The organism is Telluria sp. ZB4P34 (assembly GCF_059686055.1).
On the sequence record NZ_JCASIF010000001.1, the window covers coordinates 159,600 to 178,192 of the forward strand.

The 18,593-nt window shown below is 65.7% G+C and carries 22 protein-coding genes; 8 read left to right on the top strand and 14 right to left on the bottom strand.

Annotated features, from left to right (window positions below):
- Positions 1 to 36 precede the first annotated feature (36 nt).
- Entirely contained in the window at positions 37 to 444 is a 408-nt protein-coding gene (locus AC56KL_RS00705; protein WP_497178234.1) for an energy transducer TonB, read from the top strand.
- A 64-nt stretch (positions 445 to 508) separates the two neighbouring features.
- Here AC56KL_RS00705 and AC56KL_RS00710 read toward each other — a convergent pair whose 3' ends face one another.
- Both AC56KL_RS00710 and AC56KL_RS00715 read right to left on the bottom strand, forming a co-directional pair.
- A complete protein-coding gene (locus tag AC56KL_RS00710) occupies positions 509 to 1,159 on the bottom strand; it encodes a 3-oxoacid CoA-transferase subunit B (protein ID WP_497178235.1) in 651 nt (216 codons plus the stop codon).
- Positions 1,160 to 1,194: 35 nt separating this feature from the next.
- Complete coding sequence (locus AC56KL_RS00715) at positions 1,195 to 1,893, bottom strand: CoA transferase subunit A (RefSeq protein ID WP_497178236.1); 699 nt, start codon at positions 1,891 to 1,893, stop codon at positions 1,195 to 1,197.
- Between the two features lie 147 nt (positions 1,894 to 2,040).
- Here AC56KL_RS00715 and AC56KL_RS00720 point away from each other — a divergent pair, with 147 nt between their 5' ends.
- On the top strand, positions 2,041 to 2,637 hold the full coding sequence (locus AC56KL_RS00720) for a LuxR C-terminal-related transcriptional regulator (RefSeq protein ID WP_497178237.1): 597 nt from the start codon (positions 2,041 to 2,043) through the stop codon (positions 2,635 to 2,637).
- Positions 2,638 to 2,674: 37 nt separating this feature from the next.
- Here AC56KL_RS00720 and AC56KL_RS00725 read toward each other — a convergent pair whose 3' ends face one another.
- Both AC56KL_RS00725 and AC56KL_RS00730 read right to left on the bottom strand, forming a co-directional pair.
- Positions 2,675 to 3,100, bottom strand: coding sequence for an acyl-CoA thioesterase (locus AC56KL_RS00725; RefSeq protein ID WP_497178238.1), 426 nt, complete (start codon positions 3,098 to 3,100; stop codon positions 2,675 to 2,677).
- 25 nt (positions 3,101 to 3,125) lie between these two features.
- Entirely contained in the window at positions 3,126 to 3,902 is a 777-nt protein-coding gene (locus AC56KL_RS00730; protein ID WP_497178239.1) for an SDR family oxidoreductase, read from the bottom strand.
- Between the two features lie 178 nt (positions 3,903 to 4,080).
- Between AC56KL_RS00730 and AC56KL_RS00735 the strand changes: the two genes are divergently transcribed.
- The 3 genes from AC56KL_RS00735 to AC56KL_RS00745 all read left to right on the top strand — a co-directional run bounded on the left by AC56KL_RS00735 (position 4,081) and on the right by AC56KL_RS00745 (position 7,023).
- Positions 4,081 to 5,757 carry an electron transfer flavoprotein-ubiquinone oxidoreductase gene (locus tag AC56KL_RS00735; protein WP_497178240.1) on the top strand — a complete coding sequence of 559 codons (1,677 nt, stop codon included), beginning with the start codon at positions 4,081 to 4,083 and terminating at the stop codon, positions 5,755 to 5,757.
- A gap of 8 nt (positions 5,758 to 5,765) precedes the next feature.
- Entirely contained in the window at positions 5,766 to 6,791 is a 1,026-nt protein-coding gene (locus tag AC56KL_RS00740; RefSeq protein ID WP_497178241.1) for an alpha/beta hydrolase fold domain-containing protein, read from the top strand.
- A gap of 106 nt (positions 6,792 to 6,897) precedes the next feature.
- Positions 6,898 to 7,023 carry a hypothetical protein gene (locus AC56KL_RS00745; protein ID WP_497178242.1) on the top strand — a complete coding sequence of 42 codons (126 nt, stop codon included), beginning with the start codon at positions 6,898 to 6,900 and terminating at the stop codon, positions 7,021 to 7,023.
- A gap of 155 nt (positions 7,024 to 7,178) precedes the next feature.
- Here AC56KL_RS00745 and AC56KL_RS00750 read toward each other — a convergent pair whose 3' ends face one another.
- The 5 genes from AC56KL_RS00750 to AC56KL_RS00770 all read right to left on the bottom strand — a co-directional run bounded on the left by AC56KL_RS00750 (position 7,179) and on the right by AC56KL_RS00770 (position 10,453).
- A complete protein-coding gene (locus AC56KL_RS00750; RefSeq protein WP_497178243.1) occupies positions 7,179 to 7,652 on the bottom strand; it encodes a hypothetical protein in 474 nt (157 codons plus the stop codon).
- Positions 7,653 to 7,757: 105 nt separating this feature from the next.
- Entirely contained in the window at positions 7,758 to 8,420 is a 663-nt protein-coding gene (locus AC56KL_RS00755) for an amino acid ABC transporter permease (RefSeq protein WP_497178244.1), read from the bottom strand.
- A gap of 10 nt (positions 8,421 to 8,430) precedes the next feature.
- Positions 8,431 to 9,240, bottom strand: a complete 810-nt coding sequence (locus AC56KL_RS00760; RefSeq protein ID WP_497178245.1) for a transporter substrate-binding domain-containing protein — start codon at positions 9,238 to 9,240, stop codon at positions 8,431 to 8,433.
- 79 nt (positions 9,241 to 9,319) lie between these two features.
- On the bottom strand, positions 9,320 to 9,724 hold the full coding sequence (locus AC56KL_RS00765) for a hypothetical protein (protein WP_497178246.1): 405 nt from the start codon (positions 9,722 to 9,724) through the stop codon (positions 9,320 to 9,322).
- 51 nt (positions 9,725 to 9,775) lie between these two features.
- A complete protein-coding gene (locus AC56KL_RS00770) occupies positions 9,776 to 10,453 on the bottom strand; it encodes a class I SAM-dependent methyltransferase (RefSeq protein WP_497178247.1) in 678 nt (225 codons plus the stop codon).
- 246 nt (positions 10,454 to 10,699) lie between these two features.
- On the opposite strand from AC56KL_RS00770, the gene AC56KL_RS00775 reads away from it, so the two are divergent.
- A complete protein-coding gene (locus AC56KL_RS00775; protein WP_497178248.1) occupies positions 10,700 to 12,490 on the top strand; it encodes a glycoside hydrolase family 16 protein in 1,791 nt (596 codons plus the stop codon).
- Positions 12,491 to 12,543: 53 nt separating this feature from the next.
- Here the strand turns inward: AC56KL_RS00775 and AC56KL_RS00780 are convergent, their stop codons facing one another.
- The 4 genes from AC56KL_RS00780 to AC56KL_RS00795 all read right to left on the bottom strand — a co-directional run bounded on the left by AC56KL_RS00780 (position 12,544) and on the right by AC56KL_RS00795 (position 14,754).
- Positions 12,544 to 13,005 (bottom strand): metallophosphoesterase family protein, encoded by a 462-nt coding sequence (locus AC56KL_RS00780; RefSeq protein WP_497178938.1) that lies wholly within the window; start codon positions 13,003 to 13,005, stop codon positions 12,544 to 12,546.
- Between the two features lie 17 nt (positions 13,006 to 13,022).
- Complete coding sequence (locus tag AC56KL_RS00785; protein WP_497178249.1) at positions 13,023 to 13,316, bottom strand: DUF378 domain-containing protein; 294 nt, start codon at positions 13,314 to 13,316, stop codon at positions 13,023 to 13,025.
- 121 nt (positions 13,317 to 13,437) lie between these two features.
- Positions 13,438 to 14,073 (bottom strand): YcbK family protein, encoded by a 636-nt coding sequence (locus tag AC56KL_RS00790; RefSeq protein WP_497178250.1) that lies wholly within the window; start codon positions 14,071 to 14,073, stop codon positions 13,438 to 13,440.
- Between the two features lie 144 nt (positions 14,074 to 14,217).
- Positions 14,218 to 14,754, bottom strand: a complete 537-nt coding sequence (locus AC56KL_RS00795; protein WP_497178251.1) for a GNAT family N-acetyltransferase — start codon at positions 14,752 to 14,754, stop codon at positions 14,218 to 14,220.
- 220 nt (positions 14,755 to 14,974) lie between these two features.
- On the opposite strand from AC56KL_RS00795, the gene AC56KL_RS00800 reads away from it, so the two are divergent.
- Together AC56KL_RS00800 and AC56KL_RS00805 are read left to right on the top strand one after the other, a co-directional pair.
- Positions 14,975 to 15,979 (top strand): sulfate ABC transporter substrate-binding protein, encoded by a 1,005-nt coding sequence (locus AC56KL_RS00800; RefSeq protein WP_497178252.1) that lies wholly within the window; start codon positions 14,975 to 14,977, stop codon positions 15,977 to 15,979.
- A 289-nt stretch (positions 15,980 to 16,268) separates the two neighbouring features.
- On the top strand, positions 16,269 to 17,237 hold the full coding sequence (locus tag AC56KL_RS00805) for a serine hydrolase (RefSeq protein ID WP_497178253.1): 969 nt from the start codon (positions 16,269 to 16,271) through the stop codon (positions 17,235 to 17,237).
- A gap of 67 nt (positions 17,238 to 17,304) precedes the next feature.
- Here the strand turns inward: AC56KL_RS00805 and AC56KL_RS00810 are convergent, their stop codons facing one another.
- Positions 17,305 to 18,426: an RDD family protein gene (locus AC56KL_RS00810; protein ID WP_497178254.1), complete on the bottom strand. Its 1,122-nt coding sequence runs from the start codon at positions 18,424 to 18,426 to the stop codon at positions 17,305 to 17,307.
- Positions 18,427 to 18,593: the final 167 nt, after the last annotated feature.

An 18,593-nucleotide genomic window follows, 5' to 3' on the forward strand; every position in this document is an offset into this window, starting at 1 on the left:
CGCCCGCCAGCCTCGGGCGGTGAACAAGGAGATCGCATGGCAGTCCCCTCCCGCCGCGCCGGCCCGGCCCGGTACGCACGGCATGTCCGGCTCGCGGCATGCGCATCGTTTGTCATCGCCGCGGCGCTCCACGGAGTTGTCCATGCAGCGCCTGACAGTCCAGTGCAGGATGCCCGCCCCGGTGTGGACACCAGTACCTGCAGCAGGCCTGTCTATCCGGAGGAAGACGCCCGGCTGAAGAACACAGGCACCGTCACCATCCAGTTCCTGATCGGTCCCGATGGCAGGGTGCTGGACTCAAGGCTCCAGAAGTCGAGTGGCCACCCCGGGCTCGACGAGGCAGCGCGCTCGGGTTTATCGAAATGCCGCTTCAAGCCGCCCATGGTCGACGGCAAGCCGGTGCGCGCATGGACGGCTGTCCAGTACGTCTGGACTCCGGAATAAAAAAGCCCGGCACCTGCCTGGCCGGGCTTTGTTCACGAAGGGCGGCAGAGCCGCCCCATGATCGTCAGACCGCCGACACATCCAGCTCGCAGCCGGTGGCCGCCAGCACCTGTTCCTTCGTCACGCCGGGCGCCAGTTCCACCAGCTTGAGGCCGCTCTCGAGCACGTCCATGACGCCCAGGTCGGTAATAATGCGGTCGACCACGCCCACGCCGGTCAGCGGCAGGTCGCACCCCTTCAGGATCTTGTGCGAGGTCGAGCCGTCCTTGGCGGTGGCGACGTGTTCCATTACCACGACCACGCGCTTGACGCCCGCCACCAGGTCCATCGCGCCGCCCATGCCCTTCACCATCTTGCCCGGGATCATCCAGTTGGCCAGGTCGCCGCGCTCGGACACCTGCATCGCGCCCAGGATCGCCAGGTTGATCTTGCCGCCCCGGATCATGCCGAAGGAATCAGCCGAGCTGAAATACGCTGCGCCCGGCAGCGCCGTCACGGTCTGCTTGCCGGCGTTGATCAGGTCGGCGTCCACTGCATCGTCCGTCGGGAACGGACCGATGCCCAGCAGGCCGTTTTCCGACTGCAGGAAGACCTCGATGTCGTTGGGGACGTAGTTCGCCACCAGGGTCGGCAGGCCGATGCCCAGGTTCACATAGAAACCGTCCTGCAGTTCCTTCGCCGCGCGCGCGGCCATTTCATCACGAGTCCATGCCATGTTCTGTCTCCAGGTTCTTGATAGCGCTTGGCGCCTCAGTTCGTACGTACAGTGCGCTGTTCGATGCGCTTTTCCGGCGTCGGGTTGTGGACGATGCGGTGCACGAAGATGCTCGGGGTGTGCACCTGGTCCGGATCGATCTCGCCGATCTCGACCAGCTCTTCGACTTCCACGACGCAGATCTTGCCCGCGGTGGCCACGTTCGGGTTGAAGTTGCGCGCCGTCTTGCGGTACAGGAGGTTGCCGGCCTTGTCGGCCTTCCACGCCTTGACCAGCGAGACGTCCGGCAGCAGCGCACGTTCCATCACGTAGTGCTCGCCGTCGAATTCGCGGGTTTCCTTGCCTTCGGCGACGATGGTGCCGTAGCCGGTCTTGGTGTAGAAGGCCGGGATGCCGGCGCCGCCGGCGCGCAGCTTCTCGGCCAGCGTGCCCTGCGGGGTGAATTCGAGTTCGAGTTCGCCGGCGAGGAACTGGCGCGCGAATTCCTTGTTCTCGCCGACGTAGGACGAGATCATCTTCTTGATCTGGCGGGTTTCCAGCAGCTGGCCCAGGCCGAAGCCGTCCACGCCCGCATTGTTCGAAATCGCCGTCAGGTTCTTCACGCCGGAGTCGCGCAGCGCCGCGATCAGCGCTTCCGGAATACCGCACAGGCCGAAGCCGCCCACGGCGATGGTCTGGCCATCTGCCACGATGCCGGCGAGCGCCGACTTCGCATCAGGATACACTTTGTTCATACCCGTCCCTTTTATCGATTAAGCCAACAAGCTTTTTTTACTTCCAGAACCCGGCGGCATGCCGCGGGTTTCCTCCAAGAGTCGATTCTCAGCATAAAATACGCTGTAACGAATAACAATACCGTAGAAATACGGGCCGCCCCGTCCATGACTCGAGCAACCGATCCACCTCAAGCGAACCAGGCCGCTGTGCCGGTCGCCGCCATCGATTACGAGATGATCTTCCAGCATGCGCCGGTGGGAATGTGCGTCTCGTCCAACCGTGTGATCCAGTCCTGCAACCTGGCGCTGGCAGGCATGTTCGGCTATGCCGCGGGCGACTTGAACGGCAAATCCTTCAGCGTCCTCTACCCGACCATGGACGAATTCCTGCGCACGGGCGACCGCATCGTGCCGATCATGAATGCCAGGGGGCGCTACTCGGACGAGCGCATCATGCGCCGCGCGGACGGCGAACTGTTCTGGTGCCACGTGACGGGGCGCGCGCTCGACCCGAGCCAGCCTTTGGGCGCGGGCGTGTGGACCTTCGAGGACGTGAGCGAGAAGCGGCCGGTGTCGGCCGAACTGACGCCGCGCGAACGCGAGATCGCCGCCCTGCTGGTGGAGGGCAAGACCAGCAAGATGATCGCGCGCGACACCGACCTGAGCCCGCGCACGGTGGAGATGCACCGCGCCAGCCTGATGCGCAAGTTTTCGGCCTCGACCTCGTCGGAGCTGGTGCACAAGCTGGTCGGGGCGCGCTGAGCCTTGCCGCCAGCGCTGGCTCGGCGCGCTTGCCCGCTTACGCAGTGGGAAGCAGCGCCCGCAGCCGGTCCGGCAGCGGGCGCGATTTCTCGGCCTTGAAGTCGATCCACACGACTTTCGCCCCGCCCTCGGCATGCAGCGCACCGGCCTGTCCGTCCGGACCGACCAGGCGGATCTCGTGGCTGAGCTCGATGCTGGAACGCCCCGGCGGGCCGACAAATGTCCTCACTTCGATCTCGCCTGGATACGTCAGCTGCTTCAGGAAACTGCAATGGGCGTTGACGATCACAGGACCTTCGCTGGACGCGGCCGGGTCGGGCAGCGCACCGGCCTGTTCCAGCCAGGCGATGCGTGCCGATTCGATGTAGCGGAAATAGACGGTGTTGTTGACGTGACCCATCGCATCCATGTCGCCCCAGCGAATGGGGATCCGCAGGGCGTGCACGAACTGCTTGCTGCTCATGGCTTCCTCACCCAGGTAAACGGCGTTACTGCGCCGTCATGCCGTCGTCGGCCGTGATGACGGCGCCGTTGATGAAGTGGGCTTCGTCCGCGGCGAGCAGCAGCAGGAGCCCGTCGAGGTCTTCCGGCTTGCCGGCGCGCTTGCGGGGCAGCATGTCGATCAGCTTGCGCCCCTGCTCGGTATCGAAGTAATCCTCGTTCATCTCGGTGGAGATGTAGCCCGGGCAGATGGCGTTGACGTTGATGCCGTAGCGGCCCCACTCCACCGCCATCGCCTTGGTCATCTGCACCACACCGGCCTTGCTCATGCAATAGACGCCGATCTGGGGCAGCACGCGCAGGCCGGCCACCGAGGCGATGTTGACGATGCGGTGCTGCTTGCGCGGGTCGCCCTTGGCGCGCTGGATCATGCGCTTGGCGGTCTGCTGCGCAACGAAGAAGGCGCCGCGCAGGTTGGTGTCCATGATGTAGTTGTAGTCTTCCTCGGTCACGTCCAGCAGGCGCTGGGTGCTTGAGACGCCCGAGTTGTTCACCAGGATGTCGATCGGCCCGGCTTCGGTCTCTGCATGCGCGATGGCCGACTTGATCGAGGCCAGGTCGGTCACGTCCAGCCGCACCACGTGGGCGGCGCCGCCGTCGGCCTCGATCTCGGCGCGCAGCTCCTTGAGCCGCTCGACCCGGCGCGAGGCCAGCACCACCTGCGCCCCTGCGCCCGCCAGCGCCTTGGCGAAACGCGCGCCCAGGCCGCTCGATGCGCCGGTGACCATGGCGATTTTTCCTTCGTAATTGACTTCGATGCCCACGCTCGGCTCCCCTTTCCAGTCTGGTCCTGCCCGGTTGCGAAGACACCATGATTACACAAATCATCAGTATTAGATTGCTGCATCTAATAATGTCCGTAAAATGGCGGCCAACGTTGCAATCGGCAGTAAAAAAGCGCACACTCGTGCTTAAATTTTTCATTCTTATTAAAATAATCATATGACTGAGCCAACCAACATCCTGGAACAATACGGACCGCGCGAAGCGATGGAGTACGACGTCGTCATCGTCGGCGGCGGCCCGGCGGGCCTGTCGGCTGCGATCCGGCTGAAGCAGCTGGCGGCAGAAAAGGGACAAGAGGTCTCGGTCTGCGTGCTCGAGAAAGGCGGCGAGCTGGGCGCCCACATCCTGTCTGGCGCGGTCATGGACCCGATCGCCCTGAACGAGCTGATCCCCGACTGGAAGGAAAAAGGCGCGCCGCTGCACACCCCGGTCACCGAAGATCAGGTGCTGTTCCTCACCGAGAGCAAGGCGATCCGCACGCCGAACTTCATGGTCCCGAAGATGCTGACCAACCACGGCAACTACGTGATCTCGCTGGCCAACGTGGTGCGCTGGCTGGGGCAACAGGCGGAGGCGCTCGGCGTCGAGATCTTCCCCGGCTTCCCGGCGGCCGAAGTGCTGTACAGCGAGGACGGTTCGGTCAAGGGCGTCGCTACCGGCAACATGGGCGTCAAGCGCGACGGCGAGCCGGGCGGCGACTTCCAGCTCGGCATGGAACTGCACGCCAAGTACACGCTGTTCGCGGAAGGCTCGCGCGGCCACCTCGGCCGGCAGCTGATGGCGAAATACGACCTCAACAAGGGCAAGGACCCGCAGACCTACGGCATCGGCATCAAGGAGCTGTGGGAGATCGACCCGAGCAAGCACAAGCCGGGCCTGGTGATCCACACGGCCGGCTGGCCGCTCGACAACAGCACCTACGGCGGCTCCTTCCTGTACCACCTGGAGAACAACCAGGTGGCGGTCGGCTTCGTCGTGGGCCTGGCCTACCAGAACCCCTACCTGTCGCCCTACGAGGAATTCCAGCGCTATAAAACGCACCCGGCGATCCGCCACTTCTTCGAAGGCGGCAAGCGCATCTCGTACGGCGCGCGTGCCATCACCGCAGGGGGTTTGCAATCCTTGCCCAAGACCGTGTTCCCGGGCGGCGCCCTGATCGGCTGCGATGCAGGCTTCCTGAACACCAGCCGCATCAAGGGCAGCCACGGTGCAATCAAGACCGGCATGCTGGCCGCGGAAAGCGCGTTCGCCGCGCTGGGCGAAGGCCGCCAGCACGACGAGCTGGCGTCTTACCCGGCGGCTTTTGAAAAGAGCTGGCTGCATGAGGAACTGCACGTCGCGCGCAACTTCAAGCCCTGGATGAGCAAGGGCCTCTACGTCGGCACCATCATGACCGGCATCGACCAGATGGTGTTCCGCGGCAAGGCGCCGTGGACCCTGCGCCACAAGCATGCCGACCACGAGTGCCTGAAACCGGCCGCGCAGTTCCAGCCGATCGCCTACCCGAAGCCGGACGGCAAGCTGACCTTCGATCGCCTGTCCTCGGTGTTCATCTCGAACACCAACCACAGCGAAGACCAGCCGATCCACCTGACGCTGAAGAACCCCAGCATTCCGGTGGACGTCAACCTGGCCAAGTATGCGGGTCCGGAACAGCGCTACTGCCCGGCCGGGGTCTACGAGTACGTGAAGCTGGATGATGGCCAGGACCGCCTGCAGATCAACGCGCAGAACTGCGTGCATTGCAAGACCTGCGACATCAAGGATCCGACCCAGAACATCGTCTGGGTGACGCCGGAAGGCGGCGGCGGCCCGAACTACCCGAACATGTAAGGGTGGGCATGCGCGCATTTCCATCGCAGGGACGGCCACTGCCTGCGCTCGCGCCGCGGCCCGCCGGGTTGGCTCGCGTCTCGGCTGCCGCACTGGCTGCCGTCCTGGCCGGCGCGCTGGGCGCGGCCCCGGCCGCGTCGGCGCAGGCCGATCCCGCCGAGGCGCGCCGCGACATCGTGCGCCAGCAGGGTTTCACGGTCCAATCCGACATCCACTACCTGACCGCGAGCGGCAAGGAGCTCAAGCTCGACATCTACCGGCCCGCCGCGGCCGCTACCGCGGCAAGCGGGCAAGCCGCGCCGGTGGTGCTGTACTTCCATGGCGGCGGCTGGGTCGCGGGCGCGCACGGGCGCGCCGCCCTGTCCGCCCTGCCTTTCCTGCACATGGGCTTCACGGTGGTGAACGCGGGCTACCGCCTGGCCAACGTGGCCCTGGCGCCTGCGGCGGTCGAGGACACGCTGTGCGCGCTGCAGTGGGTCGGCCTGAACGCGAAAAAGTACAACTTCGACGTCAACCGGGTCGTGACCTCCGGCGACTCGGCCGGCGGGCACCTGGCGCTTGCCACCGCGATGATTCCGTCGGATTCTCCCTTCACCAACCAGTGCGCAGCCAACGAGCCCGGCTGGAGCGGGCCTTACCGGAACCCGGCGCCGAAGGTGGCGGCGGTGGTCAACTGGTATGGCATTACCGACATCGCCGACATGCTGCAAGGGCCGAACGTGCGCTCGTATGCGGTGGCCTGGTTCGGCAGCATGCAGGGCCGCGAGGCGCTGGCGCGTGCGGTGTCGCCCCTGACCCATGTGCGCTCCGGCGGGCCGCCCGTCTTCACGATCCATGGCGACGCCGACCCGCTGGTGCCGTATGCGCACGGCGTGCGCCTGAAGACGGCGCTCGACCGGGCCGGCGTGAAGAACGTGCTGTACACGATCAAGGGCGGCGGGCACGGCGGCTTCTCGGCCGAGCAGCATCGGGCCGCCTCCGGCGCCGCCCAGGAGTTCCTGCGCAGCCTGGGCGTGGCGCCCGCCCAGCCCTGAACTCCTGTCCTGCAGCGCTTGCCGCGTCCAGCGTGCGGCAAGCGCCGTCTCCCTGCCGGAACGCCCAAGATGCGGTTTCCAACTCATCCGAAGCGCGGAGGCTGCCATGGCTGACAACAAGGATTTTGCAGACAAGAGCATCTCCAAGCTGCAATTCGACGACTTCGACGTTAACCGCCAGCCCGAGCGGAGGACGACAAGCAAGGTGGGAAGCATTGACTGCGCCGGGTAGCGTTTCCGTTACTGAATGGAGCGCGCATCGGCGCAGGCAACAGCCCGCCAAGGTGCGCGCTTGTTTTGCTGCTGGGACAGGCCGTCCGACCTCTCCTACAGCCATGTCGGACGAACGCCGATGGCCGATGTCAGCAGGTGGACTAACATGATGTCTCAGCAATCTTCGACAAGGAGACGGTCATGAACAAGCAGCCAAACCAGAAACAGTCGCAAGCGGACAATTCCCAATCCGATCCAAACGCGGATCTCGTTCCAGCCGCCGGCCAGGGCCAGCGCGAGGGGAACCAGCAGTCGGGCGGCATGGGCTCCGGCAAGCAGCAACAAGGCGGCCAGCAACAGGGCAACCAGCAACAAGGCGGCCAGCAACAGGGCAACCAGCAACAAGGCGGCCAGCAACAGGGCAGCCGGCAGCAAGGTGGCCAGCAGGGTGGCCAGCAACAGGGTAGCCAGCAACAGGGTGGCCAGCAACAGGGTGGCCAGCAACAGGGTGGCCAGCAACAAGGTGGCCAGCAACAAGGTGGCCAGCAACAGGGCAGCCAGCAGAGCGACCGCCAGCAGGGCGGCCAGCAGGGAGGCGGCCAGCACGCCTCCGGCGGCACACCGGCACTGGACGATCTCGGCGGGCAAGGCCAGGGCGAAAGCGCCCAGCAGGCTTCCGACGCCTTCCGTCAGCAGAACGACCGCAAGGGTTGATACTGTATCGCACAGCGCCGCGCCCGGCCACCAGGCCGCTCAGCGCGGGGCGTGCGCGCGATTCAGGCGCCGCTCCGCGCGGCGCTGGATCGCTTCGAAGAACAGGCTCAGGAGCCAGTAGATGCCGGCCGCCGCGATGTACAGCGGCAGCGGCTGGAAGGTCACCGCGATCACTTCCTTGGTCGCCAGCATCAGTTCGGTCATCGTGATCACCGACACCAGCGAAGTATCCTTGATCAGGCTGATGAGCGTATTGCTCATCGACGGCACCGCGATGCGCAGCGCCTGCGGCAGGATGATATGGTGCAGCGTCTGCCAGTAGCCCAGTCCCAGGCTGAAACTCGCGCGCCACTGCCCTTCGCTGACGGCGCGGATGGCGCCGCGCAGGCTTTCGGACAGGTAGGCGCCGGCATTCAGCGACAGCGCCAGCACGCCCGCCGTCACCGGCGTGAACTCGACGCCGACACTCGGCAATCCATAGTAGATGACGAAAATCTGCACCAGCAACGGCGTGCCGCGCATGAGGCTCACGTACAGGCTGGCCGGCAGGCGGACCACAGCCCAGGGCGCGATGCGCATCAGGGCCACCGGGAAGCCGATGGCAAGCCCGCCGATCATCGACGCTACCGCGAACAGCAAGGTGTAGCCGGCGCCCTGCAACATGACGGGCGCCGCTTCGCGCAGCAGCGCGATCAGGTCCATGCGCCGGCCGTCATGGCGCTGGACGGCTGGCGTCGGCGCCGAACCACTTGAGCGACAAGGCCTTCAGGCTGCCGTCGGCGGTCGCATCGAGCAGGATCTTGTCGACCGCCGCCTTGAACTGGGGGTTGCCCTTGCGGAAGGGGATGCCCATGCGCTCGGGTGCGCCGACGCGCGCGCCGGCCTTGATCGGCAACGGCGAATGCTTCAGCAGGTAGGCCACCATCAGGCTGTCGTTGAGGGCGGCGTCGATGCGCCCGAAGGCCAGGTCCTGCAGGTTCTCGGGCGCCGCCGGGTAGCTCTTGACCTCGATGCCGGCAACGGCCTTGGCCTGCTGCTCGAACACGCTGCCTTGTCCCACGCCGACCGTCTTGCCCTTCAGGTCGGCCAGGCTGGCGTAATTAAGGCGCTCGTTCTTGCGCACGATGAGCTGCGGGAAGGAGTAGGTGTACGGCCGCGAAAAATCGAAGGCCTGCTCGCGCCTGGGTGTGATGCCGACCTGGCTGACGATCACATCGTACTTGCCGGCCGCGAGGCCCGCGAGGATCGCGGCCCATTCGGTAGTGACGAACTCGGGTTTCACGCCCAGCCTGGCGGCCACCAGGCGCGCCACGTCGACGTCGTAGCCGGTGAGCTGGCCGGTCTTCCGGTCCTTGAAGTTGAACGGCGGGTAGGTGCCTTCCATCGCAATGCGCAGCGTGCCGCGCGCCTTCGCGTCCGTCAGCAGGTCGGCGGCATGGCTGGGCGCCAGCGCCGACAGCGCGGCGCCGAACGCCAGGCCGAGTACGGCACGGCGTGCCACGGAATGCGAATGCTTGCCCATCACGTCGTCTCCATCCAGGTTGAGCTGACTTTATAACCGAAAGCCGTGCCGGCGGGAAGCGCCGCCGGGCGATGGAGGCTCAGAACCTGCGCCCGCGCGATCCGAAGGGGTGGCCGACCACGAGGGTGGTGCTGGCGACCAGGGTGGACAGGCCGAGGATCAGCTGCACCAGCCTGTCGTCCGGGAGAATCCAGACCTGGCCGCGCGGCGGCGCGGCGCCGGTGGCCGCCACGATCAGGGGCGCGATCCAGGCGGCTTCCGGCTCGACATCGAGCACGACCGCGTCGCCCGTGGTCTGCATGAACGCATTGCCGCCCTCTGCCAGCGCGAAGCAGATGCCGACGCCGGTCTCGGTCGGCTTGACCAGTTCCTGCAGGGCGCGGTTGTGTTCGTCGATCCAGAGTTCGACGTCCTGCGGGGTCTCGAGATGCGTCCAGGGACGGGGGCGAAAACGCGGCGTGGGGGTATCGGGTGGGAGGGTCATGTGATGCGGTATAAGCGGAACGACGCCTATTCTACGGGAAGTGCCGGCATCCTAGGCGGCGTCGGGCAATTGGCCCGCCAGGATCAGCGATACCGGCTTGCCGGTGCGCGGATGCAGCGGCTCGCGCATCTCGACGATCCGCAAGCCGTGCTCGTGGAACAGGGCCAGCCAACTCGACACGGTGCGGAAATACCATGGCGCCGGGTCGCTGAAGGCGCTGCTGAAACCGGCCCAGCTACCGTCGCGCCAGCCGTCCACGTAGGGCGCGTCGCCGCAGGCCATGAGCGGGTGGACGGTCTGCACGATGAGCTGCCCGCCGGGGCGCAGGTAGCCGGGCGCCGCGCGGAACAGGCCGCGCACGGCCTCGTCCCCGATCAGCGAGAAGTTACACACCGCCACGTCGGCGGCCAGCGCCAGCGCACCGTCCGCGATCTCTTCGTAGGACAGCTGGCGGAATTCGCCGCCGCCTGCTGCCCGCGCCTGTTCGACCAGGCCTGCACTGGCGTCGACACCGACCATGCTCACTTCAGGCAGGGCCCGCACCAGCCAGCCCTCGCCGCAACCCAGGTCGACACAGGTAGCTGGCGAACGCGCGCGCACCGTTTCCAGGATCGCCCCATTCGTCACCAGGATGCGCGATTCGATCTCCCCTCCCCGCACGGCCGCGGTCCACGGATCGGTGTTGCGCGACCAGGCGTCAATGACGGAGGCGTCGGTGCGGCTGCTCATGCAGACTCCTTTATAAAGAAACACATTATCCACCAAGCCCGGCCTGGGCACGAGCTTGTGATAGATCAAGACCTGCGCACGGTTGGATTTGACGTCAATACAATTTGGGCATATATTTTTCGCTATTGGGTGGAAACGTTTCCATATCAGCCTCGACAGGATCATACGAGACCAACGCACGAGTTGGCGGACCGCGGCGCGCCGTCCTGGCGCGCCCTTTTCTTCGGAGTTAAAAGAGGAGTCGAAGTGTATAACCAGAACCCAGATCGTCACTCGAATCGCGCGATTCATTGGAAACGTTTCCAGAAGGCTGGCGCTGCGCTGCTGCTTGCCTGCGGCGCGCAGGCATCGGCAAGCGTCACCAACCCGGTCATCGGCCAGCTGCTGTGGTCCGAGGAATTCAACGGCACCGCCCTGAACACGGGCGTGTGGACCGCCTCGGACGGCAATGGCTGCCAGATCAACCTGTGCGGCTACGGCAATGCCGAGCTGCAGTACTACCGCCCTGCCAACCTGTCGATCGTGAACGTGCCCTTCGAATCGGGCACGCGCGCGCTGGCGATCCAGGCCAGGCGCGAGACCGTCGGCAGCAACGTGTTCACCTCCGGGAAGATCGACACCAAGGGCAAGGTGCAGGTCCAGTACGGCATGGTCGAAGTACGCATGAGCACCCCGAACGTCGCTACCGGCCTGTGGCCGGCCGCCTGGATGCTGGGCGTCAGCCCGCAGACCTGGCCGCGCAACGGCGAGATCGACATCATGGAAATGGGCCACAAGGCCTCGAGCCGGGCTGCGGCCGGCAACCCGTCGGCCAACCACTTCACCGGCTCCAACGTCATCACCTACCAGCAGGCCGCTTGCGTGCCGGGCAACGAGAGCTGCGCCGCCTCGACCGCATGGCAGACCAAGAACTGGTACGTACCCGGCGTCTCGCTGGCGAACCGCTTCGTCACCTACCGCCTGTACTGGGACGAGAGCCAGATGCGCTTCACCGTGGTCGACAACGGCGTCGAGCGCAACATGTACGACGCGCCGCTGCCGGTCAACTCGGCTGCCCTGCAGGCGCCCTTCTACCTGCTGCTGAACCTGGCCGTCGGCGGGAACTTCACCGACGCCGCCAACCCGAGCCAGGTCACGGCGCCGCTGCCGGGCACGATGTATGTCGACTACGTGCGCGTCTACCAGATGGACGGCAAGGGACAGGTCAAGCTTGGCAACCAGACCGTACCGGAGGTGGCCGGCAAGTTCGGCATCTTCACCGACACCACGGCCGTCCACAACAAGCTGGTGGCCGGCACCAGTTCCGACATCTTCCTGTGGAACGGCGCCTCGACCGGGGCGGGCAACACCACCCCGTACGAAGGCAGCAACGTGATCGCCTGGAATTACACGGCCCCGAACCAGTGGTTCGGCGGCGGCGTGCAGGCCCGCCAGGCGCGCGACCTGTCGAACTACCGCAACGGCACCATGCGCTTCCGCATCAAGATCCCGGCCAACGTGTCCTTCAACATCGGGGTGGGCGACACTTATACCAACCAGAACTGGGTGAACTTCCCGGCCAACACCACCACCCACGGCCTGGTGCGCAACGGCGAGTGGGCCCAGGCCAGCATTCCCGTCTCGACCCTGCTGGGCACGAAGGTGGCGGCGCAGTCGCTGCTGGACGTGTTCATGATCTCGAGCGACGCCGCGCGCTTGCCGGCCTCGACCTTCCAGTTCGCGATCGACGACATCGTGTGGGATTCGGGCGGCACCACCAACCCGCCGCCGACCAACCCGACCGGGCCGACCTGGGTGACGCAGCCGTCCGCGACCACGCTGCAGTTCAACACCAGCACGGGCAGCTGGGCCGACGTGCACTACACCGTCAACAACGGTCCCCAGCAGAACGTGCGCATGCGCCTGGACGGCAGCACCAATACGTATATCGCCGGCGGCCTGAAGATCGGCGACGTGGTGCGCTACAACTTCACCTACTGGGATACGGCGCGTAATTTTGCGGTAGACACCGCGTGGCAGAGCTACACGATGAAGTAATCCGTTTGGCGCAGTCTTTCTCGCGGGCGGCGCGCAGTGCTGCCCGCGCGTTTCTATTTGACGTCCAGCGTCACCAGTCCGACGCTTACCTGCTCGCCGTCCACCCGCAGTTCGCCGACCGACACCGGCAGCGTGAAGCGGCGCCGTCCGGCGCTGCCCGGATTCACGTAGAGCACGCCGTCGCGCTCCCTGGCCGCGGGCCGGTGCGTATGGCCGGACACCACCACGCGCATGCCTTCGCGCGCCGGGTCGATCGGCAATTCCTTGAGGTCGTGGATGACGTAGATGGCGACCGGCCCCAGTCGGAGCACGGCCGTCTCGGGCACGCTCGTGGCCCAGGCGCCGCGATCGTTGTTTCCGCGCACCACCGTCAGCGGTGCGATCGCCGCCAGGGCTTCCAGGATGTCCGGGCCGGTGATGTCGCCTGCGTGGATGATATGGTCGCTGCCCCGCAGGAAGTCGAGCGCCTGCGGGCGCAGCAAGCCGTGCGTGTCGGAAATGAGCCCGACACGCAGTCCAGGCCGTGCGCCGCTCAATGCGAGCGCTTGCTGCTTGCCATCTTGGCAGTCGTATAGATCGAATAGAGCGCGGCCAGGCCCACCACCACGTAGACGATGCGGGTTGCCGGGCTGCCAGGGCCGAAGATGGTCGCGACCATGTCGACGTCGAACAGGCCGACCATCGCCCAGTTCAGGCCACCGATGATCAGCAGGGCCATCGCCAGGTAGTCGAGCGCCGACATGGCGGAACGTTGATGCGCGTGCATCGACGTACGGCGTTCGCCGGTCGTCCTGCGGTCCATCGTGGGTGTGTTCATCGTTGCCATCATTGTCTCCTTGAAAAAGCGACATGGATAGGCCAGGGCGGCCTGCCCTGACCCTGACAACTCATATTAGCGGAAGTTTGCTGGCCGGCTCGCACGCGTCGGCGCGTCTGCCGATCAAGGATCAGCCCTTCCAGCTGCGGTGCAGTCCCGTGTCCGCATGGATCCAGCCGCCCTTCGGGCCGGAGCGATAGTAATAGCCGACCCCGCCCTGGCGGAAGCTGCGGATCAGGCCGCCAAGCACTTCCTCGTTCAGGCTGGCGATGCGGATGTCGGCCGCCTTGCCGACCATGTGCAGCGACTTGCGCGCGGCCGGCACGCCCTCCTCCACCAGCCGCTTGTTCGAGGCTTCGGTGCGGTAGCCGGACAGGATCTCGAGCGGCTGGGTCATGCCGTAGCGCGCAATGAATGCCTGGGTGCCCCACAGCACTTCGAACAGCTTGGGATCGATCGGCGCCGTCGCGCGGCCGTTCACGTCGCGCAGGATGTGGCACAGTTCCTGGTAGGCCGAATCGATGAGCTCGCCGTCCTTCCAGTACAGCACCCTGGTGCGTTCGCCGCTCTGGGGACGCACCAGCGACAGGGTGCGCGGCTTGACCCAGAAGTCGATGTCGAGCAGCTGGGCGTCGAACAAATCGGGTGGCGGTTGCAGCTCGCCGGACTGGGCGTTTGCAGTGGCCGGCGTCCACAAGGGGGCGCCGGCGAGGCCCAGGGCGCATACCCGGGCGCTTTGTTGCAGGAAATCTCTACGTGAAGCCATAAGGAACTCATCCAATCGAGGCGCTTACTATATCGCAAGCTTCCACGAGACAGAAGAAGTGTTCGTCAAACCTGTTGCTTCCGCTCGACTCGCGTGCTGGCCTCAGATTCGCTGCGCGACCCAGGCGACCAGTTGACGCCGGGCTCAGCCGCTGCAGTTGCAGAAACGCTTGCGCGCACCCGCGCCGGGGCCAGCTTCGCAGGCGGCATCGAGCGGCTTCCACAGCAGGTCGCATTCAAGGCCGAAGCAGGCCTTGTCCTTGCCTGCGTTCACGTAGCCCTGGCTTTCGAAGAAGGCGCTCGCTCCCACCGGACTGTGCAGGTGCAGTTTCTTGATGCTCCAGGCGCGCGCCTGTTCCTCGGCAGCGGCCAGCAGCGCGCGGCCGACGCCGCAGCGCAGTGCTTCCGGAGCGACATAGCACAGGGCCAGCTTGCCCGCCTGGGTGAGCAGGCACAAGCCGAGCAATTCTCCCTCGCGCTCGGCGACCAGGGCATGGTTGCTGGGACTGGAGAACCAGGTGGCGACGTTGGCTGCCGTCTTGTTGCCGAGCCAAGCCTCCAGCACGGCAGGCTGGTCTTGGTGGTCGGCCCGGCACCCGATTTCGATCGAGCTGCGCAGCAGCGCGCAGGCGGCGGAAGCATCAACGGGGGCCGCCTTGCGAATGTCAAAACGCGTGGACATCAAACATCACTATGCATAAAAAAACGATCAAGACCCGCGCCGGCGGCGCAATTGCTGGGCACGACTATACACCGAAAGCATGCCGGCTTGCTGCGCGCGCCCAAGCGGCCGGGCACCCTGCTCGGCAGTACTAAGCATATGACGAATCGATTGTTCCTTAATTTGACGAAAGTACGGATGATGCATCCTGTCACCACCTGATTCGAAAAGCGAGCACAACATGACCCCGACCTCCCCACTGCGCCGTGTCCTGCTGGCCCTGAGCCTGGGCCTGGCGCTGCCGCTGTCCGCCCATGCCGCCGGCGCCGAGCTGCTGAACGTCTCGTATGACGTGGCGCGCGAGCTGTACAAGGACATCAACCCGGCCTTCATCGCAGCCTACAAGCAACAGACCGGCCAGACTGTCACGGTCAAGCAGTCGCACGGCGGTTCCAGCAAGCAGGCGCGCGCCGTGGCGGACGGCCTGGAAGCCTCGGTCGTGACCATGAACCAGGCCAACGACATCGACATGCTGGCCGACCGCGGCCTGGTGGTAAAGGACTGGGCCAGGAAGTTCCCGAACAATGCGGCGCCCTATTACTCGACCATGGTGTACCTGGTGCGCAAGGGCAATCCGAAGAACATCCGCAACTGGGATGACCTGGCGCGTCCGGGCGTGCAGGTGATCATCCCGAACCCGAAGACGGCGGGCAACGGCCGCTATATCTACCTGGCGGCCTGGGGCTCGGCAATCAAGAAGGGCGGCAACGACGCCCAGGCGCGCGAGCTGGTTGCCCGTATCTTCAAGAACGTGCCGATCCTCGACGCCGGCGGCCGCGCCGCTACCACCACCTTCACCCAGCGCCAGATCGGCGACGTGCTGGTGACCTTCGAGAACGAAGTCAGCATGGTGCGCAAGGAGTTCGGCAACGACTTCGAGGTGGTCTACCCCTCGGTGTCGATCCTGGCCGAATCGCCGGTGGCCGTGGTCGACAAGGTGGTCGACCGCCGCAAGCTGCGCAAGGAAGCCACCGCCTACCTGAACTTCCTGTACTCGCCGGCCGGCCAGGAAATCGGCGCCAAGCACTTCCTGCGCGTGCGCTCGGATGCCGTGATGAAGAAATATGCCGCCAACTACAAGCCGATCCAGCTGTTTACGGTGGATGAGCTGTTCGGCGGCTGGCGCAACGCCCAGAAGCGCCACTTCGACGATGGCGGCGAGTTCGACAAGATCTACCAGAAGTAAATAAGCGATCCGTCCCAAGCAATCGAGCCCTGCCTGCGCGCAGGGCTTTGTCATTCGGGTCGGGCGAATGTAGTCAAGCTGATAATTCTCATGGACGCTATGCCAAGGGAATCGCTATTCTGAACAGAAATACTTGTTCGCAAGCTTGTTTTTTCCTGTGCGCCATAGACATGTCTCAGGCATGATGCTATCTTTCAAGCCCTGTAGTTGCTCTACAGCTAGATAGTTGACTGCGCGCTCGTTGCCAGCTGCGCCTCCCGCTCAACGCACCCTATTCCTGAACCCGACAATGCTCAAAAAATTGTTTGCCACCGTATTGATGTCGTTTTCGGCTGCGGCTTTCGCCGTGCCGTTCGGCTCGCAATCGGTGCTCGTGGTAGAAGATGACACCGGCAAGATTTTGCTGGAAAAGAACGCGGACCGCGTGGCGCCGATCGCCTCGCTCACCAAGCTGATGACGGCGATGGTCGTGCTCGATGCCCGGCAAGACCTGGACGAGCTGATCGAGATCGACCGCAGCGACGTCGATACCGTCAAGTACAGCAGCTCGCGGGTGCCGGTCGGGGCCCTGATTTCGCGCCGCGACGTGCTGCAGCTGGCGCTGATGTCCTCGGACAACCGCGCAGCCCACGCACTGGGACGCACCTATCCGGGCGGCATGCCCGGCTTCAGGGCCGCGGTGCGCCAGAAGATCGCCGCACTCGGCATGACCCAGACCGTGATCGAAGAACCGACCGGCCTGTCGCCGCGCAACCGCTCGACCGCGGGCGACCTGGTCAAGATGGCGACCGCCTCGAGCAAGTATCCCGAGATCGCGCGCATGTCGACCGAGTCGAAGGACCTGATCAACATCAACGGCCGCGAGGTCGAATACCGCAATACCAACCGCCTGGTCGGCGCCCAGGGCTGGGACATCGGCCTGTCGAAGACCGGCTACATCCGGGAAGCGGGCCGTTGCCTGATCATGAACATCACGGCCGGCGGCAAGAACGCTACCCTGGTGCTGCTCAACGCCAGCGCCTCGTCGGCGCGCATCCTGGACGCCCTCAACATCCGCCGCTTCATTTCCGGCGACGAGCCGGTGCGCATCGCCAAGGCCTCGCACCGCGCGCCGCGCTTCAAGGCATCGTCGAAGCACGCCCGCATCAAGGCCACCTCGAGCCGGGCGCGCATCAAGGCGAGCGCCCGCACCGGCAAACTGAAGGCGGTCAAGAAACGCGGCAAGGTGAAGGTGGTGCCGAAGCGCCGCAAGAAGTAAGCACTGCCGCAAGCAGACGAAGGGGCCGCAAGGCCCCTTTTGCTTTGGCATCGTGCGACACCGGCGCTCAGCGCTCCGGCTGGGACGCGGCCGGCGGAGGCGGCGCCACCGTGTCCCACAGCGCCCCGGCCAGCTCCCGCACCAGGTCGTCGGTGTACGCGGCCGGTGGCGACTGCATCGCCACCACCCGCCAGGCCTTGCCGTCCACCTCGACGATGCGCAGCTGCACCCGTTCCGGGCCCTTCTTGTGCAGGCCGCTGCCCACCCAGGATCGCCGTCCGCGGAACTGCGCAAAATAGCTTTCCCCCAGCTCGAAGCGGTCGGCCAGCCGGCCTGCCAGCACCTGCGCATCCTGGCGCAATGCGCTGGCGCGCACGTCGTCATAGGCAATCAGCACCGCCGCATGGCCGCTGTACTGGGTGAACAGGTATTCCGCCCGGCCGCCCGGCCCGCGACGCGCCTCGGCCTTCCATTGCGGCGCGATGCTGGCCGTGCGTCCGGTCACCGGATTGGTCCAGCCGTAGGGCGGCGCCGCCAGCATGGCGCTCGCTTCGCGGCTGTCCTGGCGGTCGATCGTGTCGAGGATCGTGATCGCGGCGAACAGGCCGGCGAAGGCGAACGCGAACACCGCCTTCGCCAGGCGCCCGGCCGGCGCGGCCCGCACCAGGAAATCCCTGTTGTCGTAGCTGGCCTGCAAGCCCTTGCGCAGCCGTAGGCCCTGGCGCGCCATCGTCGCCAGGCTGACGAGCGGCAGACCGAAGCCCAGGCCTGCGCGCCACAGCGCGAGGTTGCGGCCGGCCAGTTCCGCGAACCGGGGCGTGCGGCCGTCGGGCGTCAGGACGCGCAGGCCCAGCAGCGCCTTGCCCGGCGTGTTGCCGGCCAGCGCCGCCAGCGCCGCATCCAGCAGCAGGCCGCCGGGGATGCAGGCCAGCCCGAACAGCTTCCATCCGAACGGCGTCTCGAGCCAGCGCACGAAACCGGTTGATGCCTGGCTGAGCACATGGCCGAGCAGGGAGGCCACCAGCACGGTCTGCCACCAGACGTCGAAGCTGCGGGCGAACCAGCGCCGCCAGGCGCCGGCTGGCAGGATCGCCGGCAACACCTCCTGCGTCCCGCAGGCCGCGGGCAGGCGCGTCACCCTCTCCTCTTCGGGATAGAGCAATACCGTGTGCGGGTCGAGTGGCTGCATGCGTGCGCCAGGCGTGGTCGCCGAAAATAGCAGGAATAAGTGATTAATTACACGAACATTGCAGCCCGGACTTTGTGCAGGCGTCATAGGCCGTTTCCCTTATGACTCGCCATGTGCGGCCGAGTTCGGCGGCTGTGGGGTGATCCGGGCCTTCCCTTGTGCTCGCT

Bases quoted from the DNA above. Each gene is read 5' to 3' on its own strand.
- AC56KL_RS00720 (WP_497178237.1), top strand. From the start codon at position 2,041: ATGACTCGAGCAACCGATCCACCTCAAGCGAACCAGGCCGCTGTGCCG.
- AC56KL_RS00810 (WP_497178254.1), bottom strand. From the start codon at position 18,426: ATGCAGCCACTCGACCCGCACACGGTATTGCTCTATCCCGAAGAGGAG.
- AC56KL_RS00800 (WP_497178252.1), top strand. From the start codon at position 14,975: ATGACCCCGACCTCCCCACTGCGCCGTGTCCTGCTGGCCCTGAGCCTG.
- AC56KL_RS00770 (WP_497178247.1), bottom strand. From the start codon at position 10,453: ATGAGCAGCCGCACCGACGCCTCCGTCATTGACGCCTGGTCGCGCAAC.
- AC56KL_RS00760 (WP_497178245.1), bottom strand. From the start codon at position 9,240: ATGGGCAAGCATTCGCATTCCGTGGCACGCCGTGCCGTACTCGGCCTG.
- AC56KL_RS00715 (WP_497178236.1), bottom strand. From the start codon at position 1,893: ATGAACAAAGTGTATCCTGATGCGAAGTCGGCGCTCGCCGGCATCGTG.
- AC56KL_RS00795 (WP_497178251.1), bottom strand. From the start codon at position 14,754: ATGTCCACGCGTTTTGACATTCGCAAGGCGGCCCCCGTTGATGCTTCC.
- AC56KL_RS00745 (WP_497178242.1), top strand. From the start codon at position 6,898: ATGGCTGACAACAAGGATTTTGCAGACAAGAGCATCTCCAAGCTGCAA.
- AC56KL_RS00765 (WP_497178246.1), bottom strand. From the start codon at position 9,724: ATGACCCTCCCACCCGATACCCCCACGCCGCGTTTTCGCCCCCGTCCC.
- AC56KL_RS00710 (WP_497178235.1), bottom strand. From the start codon at position 1,159: ATGGCATGGACTCGTGATGAAATGGCCGCGCGCGCGGCGAAGGAACTG.
- AC56KL_RS00740 (WP_497178241.1), top strand. From the start codon at position 5,766: ATGCGCGCATTTCCATCGCAGGGACGGCCACTGCCTGCGCTCGCGCCG.
- AC56KL_RS00805 (WP_497178253.1), top strand. From the start codon at position 16,269: ATGCTCAAAAAATTGTTTGCCACCGTATTGATGTCGTTTTCGGCTGCG.
- AC56KL_RS00735 (WP_497178240.1), top strand. From the start codon at position 4,081: ATGACTGAGCCAACCAACATCCTGGAACAATACGGACCGCGCGAAGCG.
- AC56KL_RS00705 (WP_497178234.1), top strand. From the start codon at position 37: ATGGCAGTCCCCTCCCGCCGCGCCGGCCCGGCCCGGTACGCACGGCAT.
- AC56KL_RS00725 (WP_497178238.1), bottom strand. From the start codon at position 3,100: ATGAGCAGCAAGCAGTTCGTGCACGCCCTGCGGATCCCCATTCGCTGG.
- AC56KL_RS00785 (WP_497178249.1), bottom strand. From the start codon at position 13,316: ATGGCAACGATGAACACACCCACGATGGACCGCAGGACGACCGGCGAA.
- AC56KL_RS00790 (WP_497178250.1), bottom strand. From the start codon at position 14,073: ATGGCTTCACGTAGAGATTTCCTGCAACAAAGCGCCCGGGTATGCGCC.
- AC56KL_RS00755 (WP_497178244.1), bottom strand. From the start codon at position 8,420: ATGGACCTGATCGCGCTGCTGCGCGAAGCGGCGCCCGTCATGTTGCAG.